The sequence below is a fragment of the Neobacillus vireti genome, from assembly GCF_036962345.1.
GTDB classification, from domain to species: Bacteria; Bacillota; Bacilli; order Bacillales; family Cytobacillaceae; genus Neobacillus; species Neobacillus vireti_A.
On record NZ_JBALNB010000011.1, the window covers coordinates 47,719 to 63,313 of the forward strand.

At 39.3% G+C, this 15,595-nt stretch carries 15 protein-coding genes; 11 read left to right on the top strand and 4 right to left on the bottom strand.

Going from position 1 to position 15,595, the window contains the following annotated elements; genetic code table 11:
* Positions 1–125 precede the first annotated feature (125 nt).
* The 10 genes from nadE to V7108_RS13860 all read left to right on the top strand — a co-directional run bounded on the left by nadE (position 126) and on the right by V7108_RS13860 (position 11,191).
* Positions 126–941 carry an ammonia-dependent NAD(+) synthetase gene (gene nadE / locus V7108_RS13815; RefSeq protein WP_335512248.1) on the top strand — a complete coding sequence of 272 codons (816 nt, stop codon included), beginning with the start codon at positions 126–128 and terminating at the stop codon, positions 939–941.
* Between the two features lie 486 nt (positions 942–1,427).
* Positions 1,428–2,630, top strand: coding sequence for an MASE3 domain-containing protein (locus V7108_RS13820; protein ID WP_335568546.1), 1,203 nt, complete (start codon positions 1,428–1,430; stop codon positions 2,628–2,630).
* Positions 2,631–2,683: 53 nt separating this feature from the next.
* The gene (locus V7108_RS13825; RefSeq protein ID WP_335512246.1) at positions 2,684–4,111 is read left to right on the top strand and encodes an amino acid permease; all 1,428 of its coding nucleotides are present in this window, start codon (positions 2,684–2,686) and stop codon (positions 4,109–4,111) included.
* Positions 4,112–4,226: 115 nt separating this feature from the next.
* Positions 4,227–5,060: an amino acid ABC transporter substrate-binding protein gene (locus tag V7108_RS13830; RefSeq protein ID WP_335512245.1), complete on the top strand. Its 834-nt coding sequence runs from the start codon at positions 4,227–4,229 to the stop codon at positions 5,058–5,060.
* On the top strand, positions 5,047–5,742 hold the full coding sequence (locus tag V7108_RS13835) for an amino acid ABC transporter permease (RefSeq protein ID WP_335512259.1): 696 nt from the start codon (positions 5,047–5,049) through the stop codon (positions 5,740–5,742). The genes V7108_RS13830 and V7108_RS13835 overlap by 14 nt, the downstream gene beginning before the upstream one ends.
* 20 nt (positions 5,743–5,762) lie before the next feature.
* Positions 5,763–6,497: an amino acid ABC transporter ATP-binding protein gene (locus V7108_RS13840; protein ID WP_335512244.1), complete on the top strand. Its 735-nt coding sequence runs from the start codon at positions 5,763–5,765 to the stop codon at positions 6,495–6,497.
* A 122-nt stretch (positions 6,498–6,619) separates the two neighbouring features.
* Complete coding sequence (locus V7108_RS13845) at positions 6,620–7,153, top strand: NfeD family protein (RefSeq protein ID WP_335512243.1); 534 nt, start codon at positions 6,620–6,622, stop codon at positions 7,151–7,153.
* Positions 7,154–7,166: 13 nt separating this feature from the next.
* Positions 7,167–8,681, top strand: a complete 1,515-nt coding sequence (locus tag V7108_RS13850; protein WP_335512242.1) for a flotillin family protein — start codon at positions 7,167–7,169, stop codon at positions 8,679–8,681.
* 445 nt (positions 8,682–9,126) lie between these two features.
* The gene (locus tag V7108_RS13855; RefSeq protein WP_335568547.1) at positions 9,127–9,837 is read left to right on the top strand and encodes a response regulator transcription factor; all 711 of its coding nucleotides are present in this window, start codon (positions 9,127–9,129) and stop codon (positions 9,835–9,837) included.
* Entirely contained in the window at positions 9,815–11,191 is a 1,377-nt protein-coding gene (locus tag V7108_RS13860) for a HAMP domain-containing sensor histidine kinase (protein ID WP_335512239.1), read from the top strand. Before V7108_RS13855 ends, V7108_RS13860 begins: the two co-directional genes overlap by 23 nt.
* Before the next feature lie 9 nt (positions 11,192–11,200).
* On the opposite strand, the gene V7108_RS13865 is transcribed toward V7108_RS13860, so the two are convergent.
* The 4 genes from V7108_RS13865 to V7108_RS13880 are packed head-to-tail and all read right to left on the bottom strand — an operon-like array spanning position 11,201 to position 14,499.
* Complete coding sequence (locus tag V7108_RS13865) at positions 11,201–11,974, bottom strand: ABC transporter ATP-binding protein (protein WP_335512237.1); 774 nt, start codon at positions 11,972–11,974, stop codon at positions 11,201–11,203.
* Entirely contained in the window at positions 11,971–12,669 is a 699-nt protein-coding gene (locus V7108_RS13870; RefSeq protein WP_335512234.1) for an ABC transporter permease, read from the bottom strand. The genes V7108_RS13865 and V7108_RS13870 overlap by 4 nt, the downstream gene beginning before the upstream one ends.
* A 31-nt stretch (positions 12,670–12,700) precedes the next feature.
* Complete coding sequence (locus V7108_RS13875) at positions 12,701–13,567, bottom strand: substrate-binding domain-containing protein (RefSeq protein WP_335568548.1); 867 nt, start codon at positions 13,565–13,567, stop codon at positions 12,701–12,703.
* Positions 13,561–14,499, bottom strand: a complete 939-nt coding sequence (locus V7108_RS13880; protein ID WP_335568549.1) for a helix-turn-helix transcriptional regulator — start codon at positions 14,497–14,499, stop codon at positions 13,561–13,563. The genes V7108_RS13875 and V7108_RS13880 overlap by 7 nt, the downstream gene beginning before the upstream one ends.
* Before the next feature lie 238 nt (positions 14,500–14,737).
* On the opposite strand from V7108_RS13880, the gene V7108_RS13885 reads away from it, so the two are divergent.
* On the top strand, positions 14,738–15,400 hold the full coding sequence (locus V7108_RS13885) for an FMN-dependent NADH-azoreductase (RefSeq protein WP_335512228.1): 663 nt from the start codon (positions 14,738–14,740) through the stop codon (positions 15,398–15,400).
* The last annotated feature ends 195 nt before the right edge of the window (positions 15,401–15,595 follow it).

Sequence of the window (15,595 nt, forward strand, 5' to 3'; positions counted from 1 at the left end):
TTTTGCTCTTATCGTATTCTATACTCATTTTGGAGAAATAAAAAGAATCCCGAATTTAAGCCAATATGATTCAAGTATGTTAAATTACTAATATGAATACATAGAATGGAGGTTCAAAGCAAGCAATGCAAAATGAAATTCAACAAACACTGCATGTAAAATCTGAAATAGACCCTAAGGCAGAAATAAAAGATCGAATTAACTTCCTAAAAAATTACTTATTAAAAACCAAAGCAAAAGGTTACGTTCTTGGGATTAGCGGCGGGCAAGATTCAACACTTGCTGGCCGCCTAGCTCAGCTCGCAGTTGAAGAGATGAGAGCGGAAGGTCATGAGGCATTATTTATAGCGGTACGGCTCCCATATGGTGTGCAACAGGATGAGGCAGATGCCCAGCTTGCTTTAGACTTCATTCAAGCCGACCAAGAGTTTAGTTTTAATATTAAACCCGCTGTCGATGCTGTTCAATCCGAGTATAATGCTGTTTCAAAAAATAAACCGTTAAGCGATTATCATAAAGGAAATGTAAAAGCGCGGATGAGGATGATCGCTCAATATGCATTTGGCGGTATGGAAGGATTGCTCGTCATTGGAACAGATCATGCAGCAGAAGCTGTTACAGGGTTTTTTACAAAGTATGGCGATGGCGGTGCGGATGTAGTCCCATTAACCGGACTCACAAAACGGCAAGGTAAAGCTTTATTAAAAGAACTTGGCGCAGATGAAAGACTCTATTTAAAGGTCCCTACAGCAGACCTTTTGGATGTCAAACCCGGTCAAGCGGACGAAACAGAATTAGGCATTTCTTATGATGAGCTCGATGACTATTTAGAAGGGAAAACAGTTTCACAAGAAGTTGCAGAAAAAATTGAACAGCGTTTCTTGGTTACAGCACATAAACGCCAAATGCCAGCATCGATGTTTGACACTTGGTGGAAATAAAGGAGGGAAGCTTTTCCTTCCTTTTTTATTGTCCAGCCCCACAAGAGTAAGCTTCGGAAGCGTTACCTCGCACGAAAGAAAAGCGTTAGCTTTTCTGATGAGCACCCTAGCGGCTAGTGTCCTTCGCTCTCCGCGAGTAAAAATCCCTTCAGGATTTTTACCTACCTACGATAAGTCAAGCACGAATGCGCCTCCGGCTCTTCGTGTTTCCTTTATCTCAGTTGGAGCGCTCCACAAGGAACGCTTCGTCAGCGTGTGCTTCGAACGAAGGAAAAGCGTTAGCTTTTACAAGGAGGCCATACGTCGCTGACCACTAAGGAAAGCTCCTTCGAATAAACATCGCAGGACCAAGCTGCACTTTGGCTTGGTCCGAGGGCGCTTCCGCTTTTCTATTTGTCATAAAACTGATAAATCTTACTCCGATTTATTTCCTTTTAGCGTTTTATAATAATAAATAAAACTTAGGAAAAAAAAGGATGTGAGGGTATGAAATCGTCCATAACTGAAACAAAGTTTATTCTGTCTACGGTTAGCGCCATTTTTCTTTTGATGATGGTACGTGTTTCCCTATTTCAGATTAATAACATATATAGCCCCGTTAGCTACGTTGGTATCCACTCCTTTTTAGAAATTATTTGTATTGCTATTTCCGTAACGATATTCTTATACGGAATAAAAAAGTTTAGGACATCTAAGTCAAATCGTCTTCTGTTATTGGCTTTTACCTTTTTTATAGTAGGAGTAATTGATATCCTCCACACTCTTTCTTACAATGGAATGCCTTTTTTTATAACCCCAAGTTCGGTCCAAAAAGCAACCTGGTTTTGGGTTACAGCAAGAGTAATCCAATCGATATTAATGCTATCATTGTTATTTCTTCCTGATCGGCCATTAAGGAAAGATTATCGATTCTTTTCCGTTGCTTTAGGGATACTGCTAACTTGTACAATTGGATATATTATTATTTTTTATGAAAATAAACTTCCGCTGCTTGTGATCGAAGGGAAGGGCACCACTTTATTAAAAAATAGTTTGGAGTATGGTGTAAGTTTTATTTTATTTGTGTCTCTGATGGTTTCCTTATATCAGTATTATCTTGATAAGAAGGAAGACAAATTATATTTCGCCTTAGCATTTGTGTTTTTGCTGCTGACTGAATTGATCTTTACCATCTATCAAAGTGTTTTTGATCTTGATAACTTTCTGGGACATATTTATAAGGTATTTGGTTTTTACTTTATCTTAAAAGGATTCTACTTCACCGAACTCAACACTGACTCGATAGGATCAAGTCAAGAAAAATTAACGTCCGACCAGCCGGGGTTGTTTTTTAGATTGAAGAAGCAAGGCAATCAATTTATTTGTACAAATATTGAGGGAGAATTGCTGAATGGTATGGAATTTATCCAAGAAGAAATTGTAGGAAAATCTATCTTGGAAATTCTTCCGGCACACGATGCCTCCATAAATGATTATTGCGATTTAACAAAGAAATTTAAAGAGTCCGTCACTTTTGAAATGATATGCCGGAATAAGCACTTATTAATTTCCATTAATCCATCAGTTGACGAATTTGGCGGAGATGTTATACTAGGAACGGCGATGGACATGACGGGAATCTTTCCTAAAAGGTTCAATCCAAAACAATTCAAGACAGAAGAAAATAGAAATGCAAAGATAGTAATGTAATCACCTTAATGGATTGCCTTACTATTTTTTTTTGATGATTGGAGGTTACATCTTTGACGAATTCACATAAATTAGGTTTTTGGGTTTTAACGGCACTAGTCGTTGGAAATATGGTCGGATCTGGAATATTTATGCTTCCACGGACACTGGCTGAAGCAGCAAGTCCTGCTGGAGTTTTGTTAGCTTGGCTTTTAACAGGTCTAGGTGTTTTAATGATTGCGCTTGTTTTTGGTAACCTAGCCATTCGGAAGCCGAATTTAACTGGCGGGCCACAAATTTATGCGAAGGAATTGTTTGACACAGGATCAAAAGCTTCGATTCTATCAGGTTTTATGGCGTCATGGGGTTATTGGATTGGGAATGTAGCCGGAAATGTTGCGATCATTACCACATTTGCGGGGTATTTATCTACCTTTTTTCCTATTTTAACGAGTCAAGCCGATTGGTTTACAATTGGCAGCTATACATTAAAAGTTGGTAACGGGTTAACGTTTATTGTCTGTACTGTTTTATTATGGGGAACCCACTTGATTATTTTACGAGGTTTAGAAAGTGCCGGAAAATTAAATTTTGCAGCAACAGCCGCAAAGGTCGCAGGTTTCCTAGTATTTATCATTGTGGGTCTATTTGCTTTCGAAAAAACAAATATTCTCCCGCTTCTTGAAACGAGAGTGGATGAGTCAGGTCAAGCATTCGGGCTGATGGCACAGGTAAACAATGCGGCATTAATAACATTATGGGCATTTCTTGGGGTAGAGTCAGCCGTTGTCTTTGCTTCACGAGCCAAGAGAAAAATCGATGTAAAGCGGGCAACCATCGTCGGTCTTTTTATAGCTCTATGTATTTATGTTGGAATCAGTACCCTCGTTATGGGGATGTTGGATCAAAATTCGCTTATCTCTTCTGAAAAGCCTTTAATAGATGCCATTCAGACAGTTTGGGGTCCAGCAGGTGGAAAAGTATTAGCAGCTATAGGCTTAATCAGCTTATTTGGTTCATCGATCGGCTGGATTATGCTCAGTGCTGAAGTACCCTATCAAGCTGCAAAGCAGGGACTATTCCTGCCGGCCTTCTTAAAAGAAAACAAAAAGGGATTACCAATATTTTCACTCGTATTAACAAATGGAATCGCGCAAATCTTTATTTTTTCCACGGTTTCAAAGTCCATTTCCGGAGCCTTTGATTTTATTATAGCGATTGCAACTTTGGCATATTTAGTACCCTATTTTATTGCGTCTATGTATCAACTAAAATTAGTTGTAAAGGGTGAGTCTTACCACCATGCAAAGTCTAGAATCATCGATGGTGCTATTGCATGCGCAGCCACCATTTACTCCGTTTGGGTAATTATTTCCGGGACATCAGATATAAAGACCTTTATTTTAGGAATAGTCCTTTTATCAAGCGGAATCTTATTCTCTAGGCCGCTGATGAAAACACGTACAAAAGATCAGTCAAAAAAAGAATTAGTATCTGCCTAATAATTTAGTTAAAACACCTGCCGGACATCTGGCAGGTGTTTTACATTTTAGTTGAAAAGATTGGGAAGGATAATATTATCAGGACCATAAATCTAGAAACCTGGAGGTAATCTTAATGAAGAAATTTCCCGTATTTATTGTGCTCTTACTAAGTTTTATCTTAATTTTGTCGGCATGTGGAAAAGAAGAGAAAGCGGAAGAAAAGAAAAAAGAGGGCAATAAGACAGCTGAAAAGAAAGAAGATCAAGATTTATTCGCTAAGATTAAAGATGATGGAAAGTTACGTATTGGAACTGAAGGTACATACGCACCTTTTACGTTTCATGATCAAAGTGGGAATCTAACTGGATTCGATGTTGAGATTGCCACAGAAGTTGCAAAACGTTTAGGGGTAAAACCTGAGTTTAAGGAAACACAATGGGATGCGATCTTTGCAGGACTTGATTCAAAGCGCTTTGATATGATTGCCAACCAGGTCGGAATTCGCCCTGACCGTCAGGAAAAGTACGATTTTTCTGATCCCTACATCACTTCTGCCGCTGTTCTGATTACTCATAAGGATAATAATGAGGTCAAGGCATTTGAGGACATTAAAGGGTTAAATTCTGCACAGTCATTAACAAGTAACTATGGAGAAATGGCAAAAAAATATGGTGCAAATCTTGTAGGTGTCGAAGGGTTTACTCAATCGGTCGAACTGCTTGCTTCTAAACGTGTTGATGTCACGATCAATGATCGGATTACGGTTTTAGATTATTCAAAGCAAAAGCCTGACGCACCGATTAAAATTGTTGATACAAGTGAAGAAGCTTCTGTCAGCGGTTTAATGTTTAGGAAAGATAGTGGAACCCTCGTAGATGAAGTGAATAAGGCTCTATCGGAAATGATTGCGGACGGCACATACACAAAAATCTCGGAGAAATGGTTTGGTGAAGATGTACTTAAATAGTATTTTTGCTGACCCAGAGAGAACAGCCCGATTAATTGATATTGCTCAAAGTTCCTTTCAGCCCCTTCTGAAAGGGGCTATTTTTTATACGATACCATTAACGATCATTACTTTTATCATTGGGATAATCCTAGCGATACTTACTGCCTTAGCCCGGATTTCCCACGTGAAGATTTTTCAACTCATTGCACGGATTTATGTTTCGGTGATACGGGGAACCCCTTTGTTGGTACAGTTATTTATCATTTTTTATGGATTGCCAACCGTTGGTATTATCATCAATTCCTATATTTCAGCTGTAATCGGTTTTTCCTTAAGTGTCGGTGCGTATGCTTCTGAAATTATCCGGGCTGCCATCCTATCCACTCCAAAGGGACAGTGGGAAGCGGGTTATTCGATTGGAATGAGTTATACTCAGGTGTTAAAAAGAATTATCCTGCCCCAAGCAGCTCGCGTTTCCGTTCCACCGTTATCGAATTCATTTATCAGTCTCGTAAAAGATACGTCTCTTGCTTCTCTTGTGTTGGTAACCGAAATGTTTCGAAAAGCCCAAGAAATTGCTGCGAGCAATTATGAATTCTTATTAGTTTATTCTGAAGCTGCCCTCATTTATTGGGTCATCTGTTTTTTCCTGTCAATAGTCCAACAAGCGCTAGAAAAGAGGCTGGAGCGATACGTGTAAAAGAAAGGAGGGGTTATGCGATGATCGCCATTAAAGGATTATATAAACAATTCGGGAAGTTAGAAGTATTAAAAGGGATTGACCTTGAGGTAGAGAAGGGGAAGGTTGTCGTTGTCATTGGTCCGTCTGGTTCAGGAAAAACAACCATGCTGCGCTGCATGAATGTATTGGAAACACCAACAAAAGGGGTGATTTCGATTGAGGACCAGTCCCTTGATTTTTCGCAGACTGTGCAAAAAAAGAACATAGCGGCTTTTCGTCGATTAACTGGCATGGTGTTTCAAAGCTATAATTTATTCCCACATAAAACGGCCATCGAAAATGTCATGGAGGGTCCCCTGGTGGTTAAGAATGAGCATAAAGATACAGCTCGAAAAAAGGCAGAGGGATTGCTTGAAAAGGTGGGTCTTGGCGATAAGAAGGATTATTATCCTGCACAGCTCTCAGGCGGACAGCAGCAAAGGGTTGGAATCGCAAGGGCATTGGCAATGGAACCGAAGGTTATGCTTTTTGATGAACCGACATCAGCGCTTGACCCCGAACTTGTGGGTGAGGTGTTAAAAGTGATGAAGGACCTTGCAAATGAGGGAATGACCATGATTGTCGTAACCCACGAGATGCGGTTCGCGAGAGAGGCCGCTGATGAGGTTATTTTCATGGATCAAGGGGTAGTGGTCGAAAGAAGCAAACCAGATAATATCTTTACGAATCCGAAGGAAGAGCGGACTCGGAAATTTTTAAATATGATTCAGTAAGTGCTATGGCAAAAGTCATAGCACTATTTTTATTATTTAGGTAAAATTTAATTATAAATTGTGAATCTTTTCCATAATTCAACCGTATTAAAGGTACAAACATATCGAAGGGAGTGGTGCCAATGGAAGTATTCAATCTGCCATTAGAAACAATCTATTTGTATGGATTAATTGGTGCAGGTATTTTGACCATTTTGTATGTGTTTTTTGCAGATGTTGCTCATTTCGACGGACCCGACTATTTGAATCCGGTCATCATCTTAGCGTTTGTTACGATTTTTTCTGCAAGCGGGTATTTATTTGAAAAAATCACCTCAATTCACTATTTACTAATAATTGGAATTTCAGCTTTACTCGCTATTATCCTTGTTACTTTTTTAAATGTATTTGTACTCATTCCATTGTCGAATGCCGAAGAGTCTTTAGTCTATAAAGAATCTGATTTACGGGGCAGAATTGGTGCAGTAATTACTGCTATCCCGTCAGATGGATATGGTGAGGTAATGATCGAAAGCATTAGCGGTAGGATTGCAAAACCAGCAACAAGCTTTGACCGTGTTCCCATTGAAAATGGTACGAAGGTGCTTGTGGTTGATATAAAAGATGGGGTCCTTTTAGTATCATCCCATCAAGAAGTAGAGACATATTTACTATAGGGAGGTTGGTTTCATGGAGTTAGGTTTTTGGATTGTTATAGGGATTGTTGCATTTATCTTAATTGCTTTAGTTGGTGTTTTTATCACGAAGTATCGGACAGCAGGGCCGGATGAGGCGCTGATTGTGACAGGGAGTTTCTTGGGAAATGGAAATGTTCATGTTGATGAATCAGGGAATAAAATTAAGATTATCCGCGGCGGCGGTAGTTTCATATTACCAGTGTTTCAACAAGCCAAACCCCTAAGCTTGCTTTCTAGTAAACTTGAGGTAACTACACCAGAAGTGTATACCGAGCAAGGTGTACCGGTTATGGCAGATGGTGTGGCGATCATCAAAATCGGTGGTTCGATTAGTGAAATTGCCACAGCTGCTGAACAATTTCTTGGTAAAGCAAAGGATGACCGTGAAAATGAAGCCAAAGAAGTCCTCGAAGGTCACTTACGTTCCATCCTAGGTTCGATGACGGTAGAGGAAATCTATAAAAACCGTGATAAATTCTCTCAAGAAGTTCAACGAGTCGCGTCGCAAGACTTAGCGAAAATGGGATTAGTGATTGTTTCGTTTACGATTAGGGATGTTCGTGATAAAAACGGATACCTAGATTCTCTTGGTAAGCCGCGTATTGCCCAAGTGAAACGAGATGCGGATATTGCTACAGCAGAAGCCGATAAAGAAACGAGAATTAAAAAAGCCGAGGCAGCGAAAGAAGCCAAGCGTTCTGAGTTAGAACGGGCTACTGAAATCGCTGAGGCAGAGAAAGTGAATCAGCTTAAGGTTGCTGAGTTCCGTCGTGAACAAGATAGCGCTAAAGCACGGGCTGACATGGCCTATGAATTAGAAAGTGCAAGGGCGAAGCAGGAAGTAACAGAGCAAGAAATGCAAGTTAAGATTATCGAAAGACAAAAGCAGATTGAACTTGAAGAAAAAGAAATTCTGCGCCGTGAACGTCAATACGATTCTGAAGTCAAGAAAAAAGCGGATGCCGATAGATACTCAGTGGAGCAGGCTGCAGCAGCGAATAAGGCAAAACAAATCGCTGAAGCAGAAGCGAATAAGTACCGTATAGAAGCAATGGCAAAAGCTGAAGCAGAACGAGTTCGTCTAGATGGTTTATCCAAAGCCGAAGCCCAAAAGGCACAAGGTACCGCGGAGGCAGAAATCATCCGCCTAAAAGGTTTGGCGGAAGCAGAAGCGAAAGAAAAGATTGCAGAAGCATTCGAGCAATTCGGTCAAGCAGCTATCTTAGATATGATTATCAAAATGCTTCCTGAATATGCGAAGCAAGTGGCAAGCCCGCTTTCCAATATTGATAAAATCACAGTAGTAGATACAGGCGGTTCCGGTGAAAATGGCGGTGCCAATAAAATTACCGGCTACGCCACCAATCTAATGGCCACTTTACAAGAGTCATTAAAGGCCTCCAGCGGAATCGATGTCAAAGAATTAATTGAGAATTACTCTGGAAAAGGAAATGTTAAAAGCAGTATAGAGGAACTAACATCCACCATCAAAAAAACAGAAGAATAATACCTGGAAATCCTTATCAATTTGATAAGGATTTTTTTATCGTTTATGAAATTATAAATGTCCGAAAATGGGAGGACTTCGGACAAGGCAAGTGCCAATTTATTTGTAGGTGTCCGAAGCTGCCGGCACTAATGATGAAACAAAAAACTAAATCCAAGTTTTTAACTCAATATATTTTTCTATAAGACAATAAATTTGTTTTTTCTCAAAAAAATAAGGATACCCCCACGTTGGGATATCCGTATGTAAAAAAAGAGAGATTAAAATTGGGAGAGCAAGTGGTTAATGTCATCCATAACCTAAAGAGTTAAAAACCTCTTTCATTGCTACAAGTTCATCTTATCGGGAAATATTGTAGATGTTATGAAGAACTTGTGATGAATTTGTGAAGATGAAAAAAGGCAATCCCCGACATGATATATTATAGCTAAGGGGAGTGAGAACGGTGAAAATACTGCTTGTTGATGATGAAAAAAGAATTACAGAAGTTCTTGAAGCCTACCTCGAGAGAGAAGGATATGAAATTCATTGTGCCGATAATGGAATCGACGCATTAAAAAAAGCAAAAACCATAAATCCCGATTTAATTATACTAGATTTAATGCTTCCGGATATTTCAGGTGAAGAAGTTTGCCGCTTAGTTAGAAAAGAATCAGATGTACCCATTTTGATGCTGACAGCTAAGTTGGCAGAAGATGACCGCATAAATGGTATCGTCATGGGAGCTGATGACTATCTAACAAAGCCATTTAGTCCTCGGGAAGTAGTAGTGCGCGTACAAGCAATCCTTAGGCGAGTAAAGAAGGCAGAAAAAATAGAACGAATTGAATTTAATCACAAACAATTAGCGATCGACCTCAGCAAAAAAGAAGTAACGGTTAAAGGTAAGGATGTTATTCTGACTCCGATTGAATATAAGCTGCTTACGAATATGGCACTGAATCCGGGACGCGTATACAGCCGTATGGACCTACTAGAAAAAATTCAGGATGAAGGTATGTACTATGAAGGATATGAGCGCAGTGTTGATACGCATATTAAAAACCTTCGCAAAAAAATTGAGCTGGATTCTAGGCAGCCAACGTTTGTCCTGACTGTGTTTGGAATGGGTTATAAATTTGGAGGGGTGTTAGATGCTTCAAACACTCCGGTCTAAAATCCTTTTTTATTTATTACTCAGCTCGATGATCGGAATTCTCTTTGTCAGTTTTTTTATGCAATGGGGATTTGAAGAAAGCTTTAAGAATTATTTAGACCGAAACCGAGATAAGCAGATTAGTAGAATTATTACAGAAATAGAAAAAGACTTTAAAAAAAATGGCCATTTTACAAGTGATCCTGTTTTTGGACTACTTCATGAACACGCCATGACGGATCAGCTCTATTTTCAATTATATGATCGTGTGGGACAGCTGCAAATGGATTCATCCAATATCCGAGGGATGCTGAATAGTTTAGGTCTGGCTGAGCCTGAACCGAACGGGGAAAAGTGGCATTCCGCTTCCTATACACTTCGAGTAGATAATCAAATCATTGGCAAGCTTATTGCGATTTACCCGGTTGGCTTAATTGATGATGAATACAATTTTTTAAAAACGATTCAATTATACATTTATGCAGCAGTGTGCTTAACGATTTTATTATCGATTCTATTTAGTATGTTATTTTCGAAAAAACTAACATCTGGTTTAAATAAGGTTTCCTTTGCAGCAACTGAACTGCAGCAGCATAATCTATCCATCCGAATCCCATTAAAGGGATTACCTACCGAGGTGAAACAGCTTGCAATATCCTTTAATAATTTAGCAGAATCATTGGCAAAGGGCGAAATGTTAAGAAAACAATTTACTGGTGATTTAGCCCATGAACTTCGTACACCACTCTCCACGTTAAGAAGTCAAATAGAGGCTTACCAAGATGGGATTTGGGAGCCCACTCCAGCACGCTTACAATCCAGTCATGAGGAGCTTATGCGATTAGTAAGGCTAGTGAATGAACTTGAAAAGCTGCTCGCAGCCGAAAATCCACAAATTCGATTGGAAAAAGTAGAGATAGAAGCTGGAAGCGTACTTGCTGCCTTATGGGAAATGTTTTTACCCTTGTTTAAGCAAAAGGGGGTACAGCTTCATATAGAAGAGCCTAATCAGGAACTCATCTTTCCAGCTGATAAGGACCGCTTAATGCAGATACTATCAAATATTTTAAACAATGCTCTAAAGTATACGCCTGAAGGAAGGAATGTTACCATCTCCGTATTAACCGAAAAAGAAGGGTTTGTTGGTTTTAAAGTCGAGGATGAAGGCTCAGGTATGGCTGAAGATGATATTCCACATATTTTCGAGCGCTTTTACCGCGGGGATAAATCACGTGATCGAAAAACAGGCGGTGCTGGAATAGGGCTTTCCATTGTGAAGGCATTAATGGGAGCACACAATGGTATCATCAAAGTAAAAAGTAGAATAAATAAGGGGACAACCATCATTTTATGGTTTCCGGAAGAAGATTATTAAGGAAAGCCGCTATCTCATCAGTGATAGCGGCTTTTCATTACTAGAACGTAAGGGATAGAATTTCTTCCATTCATTTAGAAATGGAGAAGTAGCGGAATTGGGGTGTTCCAGGACCCTCTGGGTAGGTCCATGCTGCTTAACTTCTCCATTTACAATGATGGCAAGAGAATTTGTTAAATAATTGATTTCCATCAGGTCATGACTCACAAAGGCGGTTGTGGTTCCCGAACGTTCAATAATTCCCTTAAAATCATCCATTAATTTAATTTTCGTAGGAAAATCTAAAGCAGAAAAGGGTTCGTCAAGGAAAAGGATCTCTGGCTCAACAATCATCGCTCGTGCAAGATTTACACGCTGTGCTTCACCGCCAGATAGAAAATGTGCGTTTTTCTTTGCCAAGTGGGTGATTTGAAATTGCTCCATCCATAGATTTACCTTTTCTTTGATGATAGACTTTGGTACTTTTCTGAGCTTTAAGCCAATTGCAATATTTTGAAATACCGTTCCTTCTAAAAGCAGTGATTGCTGCAGGGCAACTGAGAATTTCCTCCGTAGTTCAAGTGAGGGAGTTCCATTTGGAATGACTTGACCGCGGTAGAGAATTTCACCACTGCTAACAGTGTCCAGCAAGGCTATTACTTTTAGCAAAGTACTTTTTCCAGCACCATTGGGACCCATGATTCCCATAAATTCACCGTGTTGAATCTGGAAATTAGGAATGGTCAAAATGCTTTTGTTATGGGCCAGATACGTAATGTTTTTAAGCTCAATCAATGGGTTCATGATAATCGCTTCCTTTGCTGTAACATCGTCAACGCCGCCGTGATAAGTAACGCAACCGTTAATAGAATGAAAGAAATAGCAAGAGCTACATCAAAGTTACCCTTTGATACTTCCATTACGATGGTGGTGGTTAAGATTCTCGTATCACCTTGAATATTACCGCCTACCATCTGCGCGGCACCAACCTCCGCAATAACCCGCCCAAAGCCAGCCATAATGGCAGCTACTATGGCAATTTTTGTTTGTTTTAAGAGAATCATAATGGTTTGTATCTTGGTAGCTCCAAGCGCTTTAATTTGTAAAAGCATTTTATCATTGATTTGTTGAAAGGCTGAACTGGTTAAACCTGTAACGATCGGTAAAGAAACCAAGACTTGTGCCATAACAATTGCCGTCGGGGAATAAAGCAATTGTAAATGCCCCAGTGGACCGGACCGCCATAACAACATGGTAATCCATAATCCCGCAACAACTGGAGGTAAGCCCATGCCAATATTAATGAGTGTTAAAATAACTTTACGCCCTTTAAAGCGATTAAGGCCAAGAAACATACCGAGCGGCAAGCCAATTAGGGAACTGATAAGGATAGCCATAAAGCAGACTCTTAGAGTTAACCAGGTTATCTCAAAAATCTCTCTATCACCGGTAAGGATCATTTGTATCGCTTTCTTCAACCCATCCATAATAAGTTCCATCCCGCTTGCTCCCTTTCACTTTTACATGGTGCTATTCAGTATATTTAATAAATAAAGACTGTCCGAATTCTTCTTTACCGAAGCTTTCAATTACGTCTTGTGTTTCCGGGTTAACCATGAACTCAACAAATTTTTCTGCATCCTTGCTGTTAACCATATCGTGCTTCTCTGGATTAACCTGCATGACATGGTAAATATTGATTAGATCTTTGCCGCCCTCAACAACAATTGTTAGGTTGGTTAGGTTTTTCTCTTGTGCGAGCCATGTAGCACGGTCCGTTAAAATATAGCCATTTTTTTCATTGGCAATTTGTAAAGAAGCACCCATTCCTTGACCTGTTGAGATGTATGTGTCGCCTGTTGGCTGGATATTAGCAGTTGTCCAGATACCAAGTTCTTTTTTATGTGTACCAGAGTCATCGCCGCGCGTAACAAAGTTTGATTTTACCTCAGTAATTTTTTGAAACGCTGCTTTAACGTCGTCACCGCTTACATCTGCTGGATTATCTTTAGGTCCGACTAAAATAAAATCGTTATACATGACGCGTTTCCGATTAACAGCGTCACCGCTGGAAACAAGTTCTTCCTCTGACTTTGGAGCATGGACTAATAGGACATCTTCTTCACCTTTTGTACCCATTTCTAATGCTTGTCCGGTACCAACTGCAATCGTTTTTACTTTCACATTGTTTTCTTCTTCAAAGATTGGCAGTAATTCATCTAATAAGCCGCTGTCCTGAGTGCTGGTTGTTGTAGCAAGGATAAGTTCAGTTGGTTCGGCCTTCGGTTCTGTCTTTTTCTCTTTTGCACCATCTTGCTCAGTGGCATTGTTTCCACAAGCAGATAAAATAAGGAGCATGAATACAAATAGTGTAGCAAAAAAACGATTCCTTAACATGAAATTTCCTCCATACTACTAGTTTTGTAGATTACTTTTCCTAATTCCTGAATTTCATAGCCTTCTAAATCGGTTAAATTGTTTTTAAAACTGTCAGATTGAAGGTATTGAATCAATTGAACTAGACTTTCTTTGTTATCCTTTGTAAATCGAAATACAAGGTCAAATTGTTCCTTTGCCACAGGAATAAAATCGAGACCTAAATGACTAGCAGCGGATTGAATTCCGAAGGCAACATCCGCCATTCCTCTACTTATGTAAGAAGCAGTTGATAAATGGGTCCATTCTTCATTTCCGTAGCCATTAATAGCAGCAGGAGCAATCTCTTGTTTGGCGAGCATGGAGTCTAAAAGAAATCTTGTCCCAGCGCCTTTTTGTCGATTAACAAACTGAACATCTTTTCTGGTGAGGTCCTTAAAGTCAGCTATAGCTTTTGGATTTCCTTTTGCTATGATAAAGCCTTGTTCTCTAGAGGCAAAACGAACAACACAAATGGATTCGTAAACAAAAAGCTGATTGATAAATGGCAGATTGTATTCTTGTGATGCAGGGTCTAATAAATGGATGGCTGCTATATCGGATTGGCCGCGATAAAGCATCATTAACCCCTCAAGGCTTCCTATGTACGTTGGCTGGATTTGCAGATGTAATTCTTTGGCTGTTTGTTTTACAAAGTGTTCTACAAGAAAATCGTGGCTGCCGGATATACGAACAGGTAAGGAATTATGTACCTCATGCTGTTCTACTTGGATTTTTTTCGCAGGTGCTTTTGTATTTTCCTTATATCTTTCAATCTCTTCATGTTCGATTCTCATTTTATTGCCGACTTTAAATGCTTGTAATTCACCTCGCTTAATCAACTCATAGACGGTATGTTTGGAGATTTGGAACAGTTGAGCTACTTCATCTGGTGTATATGCTTTTCCTTCCATTCGTAATGCCTCCTTCCTTTTAGCAGTATTAATATAAAATAAATATACAATAATAACTGTGATTTTTGTTAAGTTTTGTTGAGTTTCGTTAAGTTTCATTTGGAATTGTCACTTTTCGTTCACGCTATTCGGAAAAATTCACACTTTCTTCATAAACTTCACTGATTGTTCATCGGTGAACAAGGAAGTTTGTTGTACTATATGGATAGATGATATTTAAATAAAGGATGGGGATCAGATGTCAAAACTTCTATATATTACCGTTAATCCGAAAAATGATATAAAGCTTTCGAAGGGGATGCAGCTGGGTGAGGCTTTTTTAGAAGAGTTTAAAAAACAACGTCCAGAAGTAGAAATTGAACATATGCATTTATATGATATGGATATCCCTCAAATTGATATGGATTTGTTATATGCACGGGCGAAATTATCCTTTATGGGCAAGACATTTGAAGAGTTGTCAGAGGGAGAACAAAAACAAATCACAGCGATGCACGCACTTGCTGACCGATTTATTGCTGCAGATTATTATGTATTTGTTACACCTATTTGGAACTTCGGCTCGCCAGCCATTTTAAAAGCTTTTCTTGATAATTTGTTTATTGTGAACAAAACGTTTACTAATACGCATGAAGGAGCAAAAGGGCTCCTCACCAACCGCAAGGCGCTTCATATCCAGACACGAGGCGGTATTTACTCAACTGGACCAATGGTTGATTTTGAATTCGGCGATCGCTTCTTAACAAAGGTACTAGGTTTCTTGGGAATGGAAGTCATGCCAACTGTGTTTGCAGAAGGTATGGATCACTTTCCAAAGCAAGTACCTGAAATTATGGCAAAAGCAAAAGAACAAGTGATCGAAGCAGCAAGAGAAATGGCAAAAGAAACAGTTACCGTTTAATAGAATAAAAAAATGCGACTCTGACATCGAGTCGCATTTTTTATGAGGATATTCAATTTGATAAATTTAAGAAATAAGCACAAGCCTTTAGAATTATTGAACATATAGTGTTTAACAAAGTGAATAAGCAGTGGGAATAGGAGGTCTATCCTTCGATTACCATAGTTTTTTCATGGACAAAAAAAGGAAGTGTTT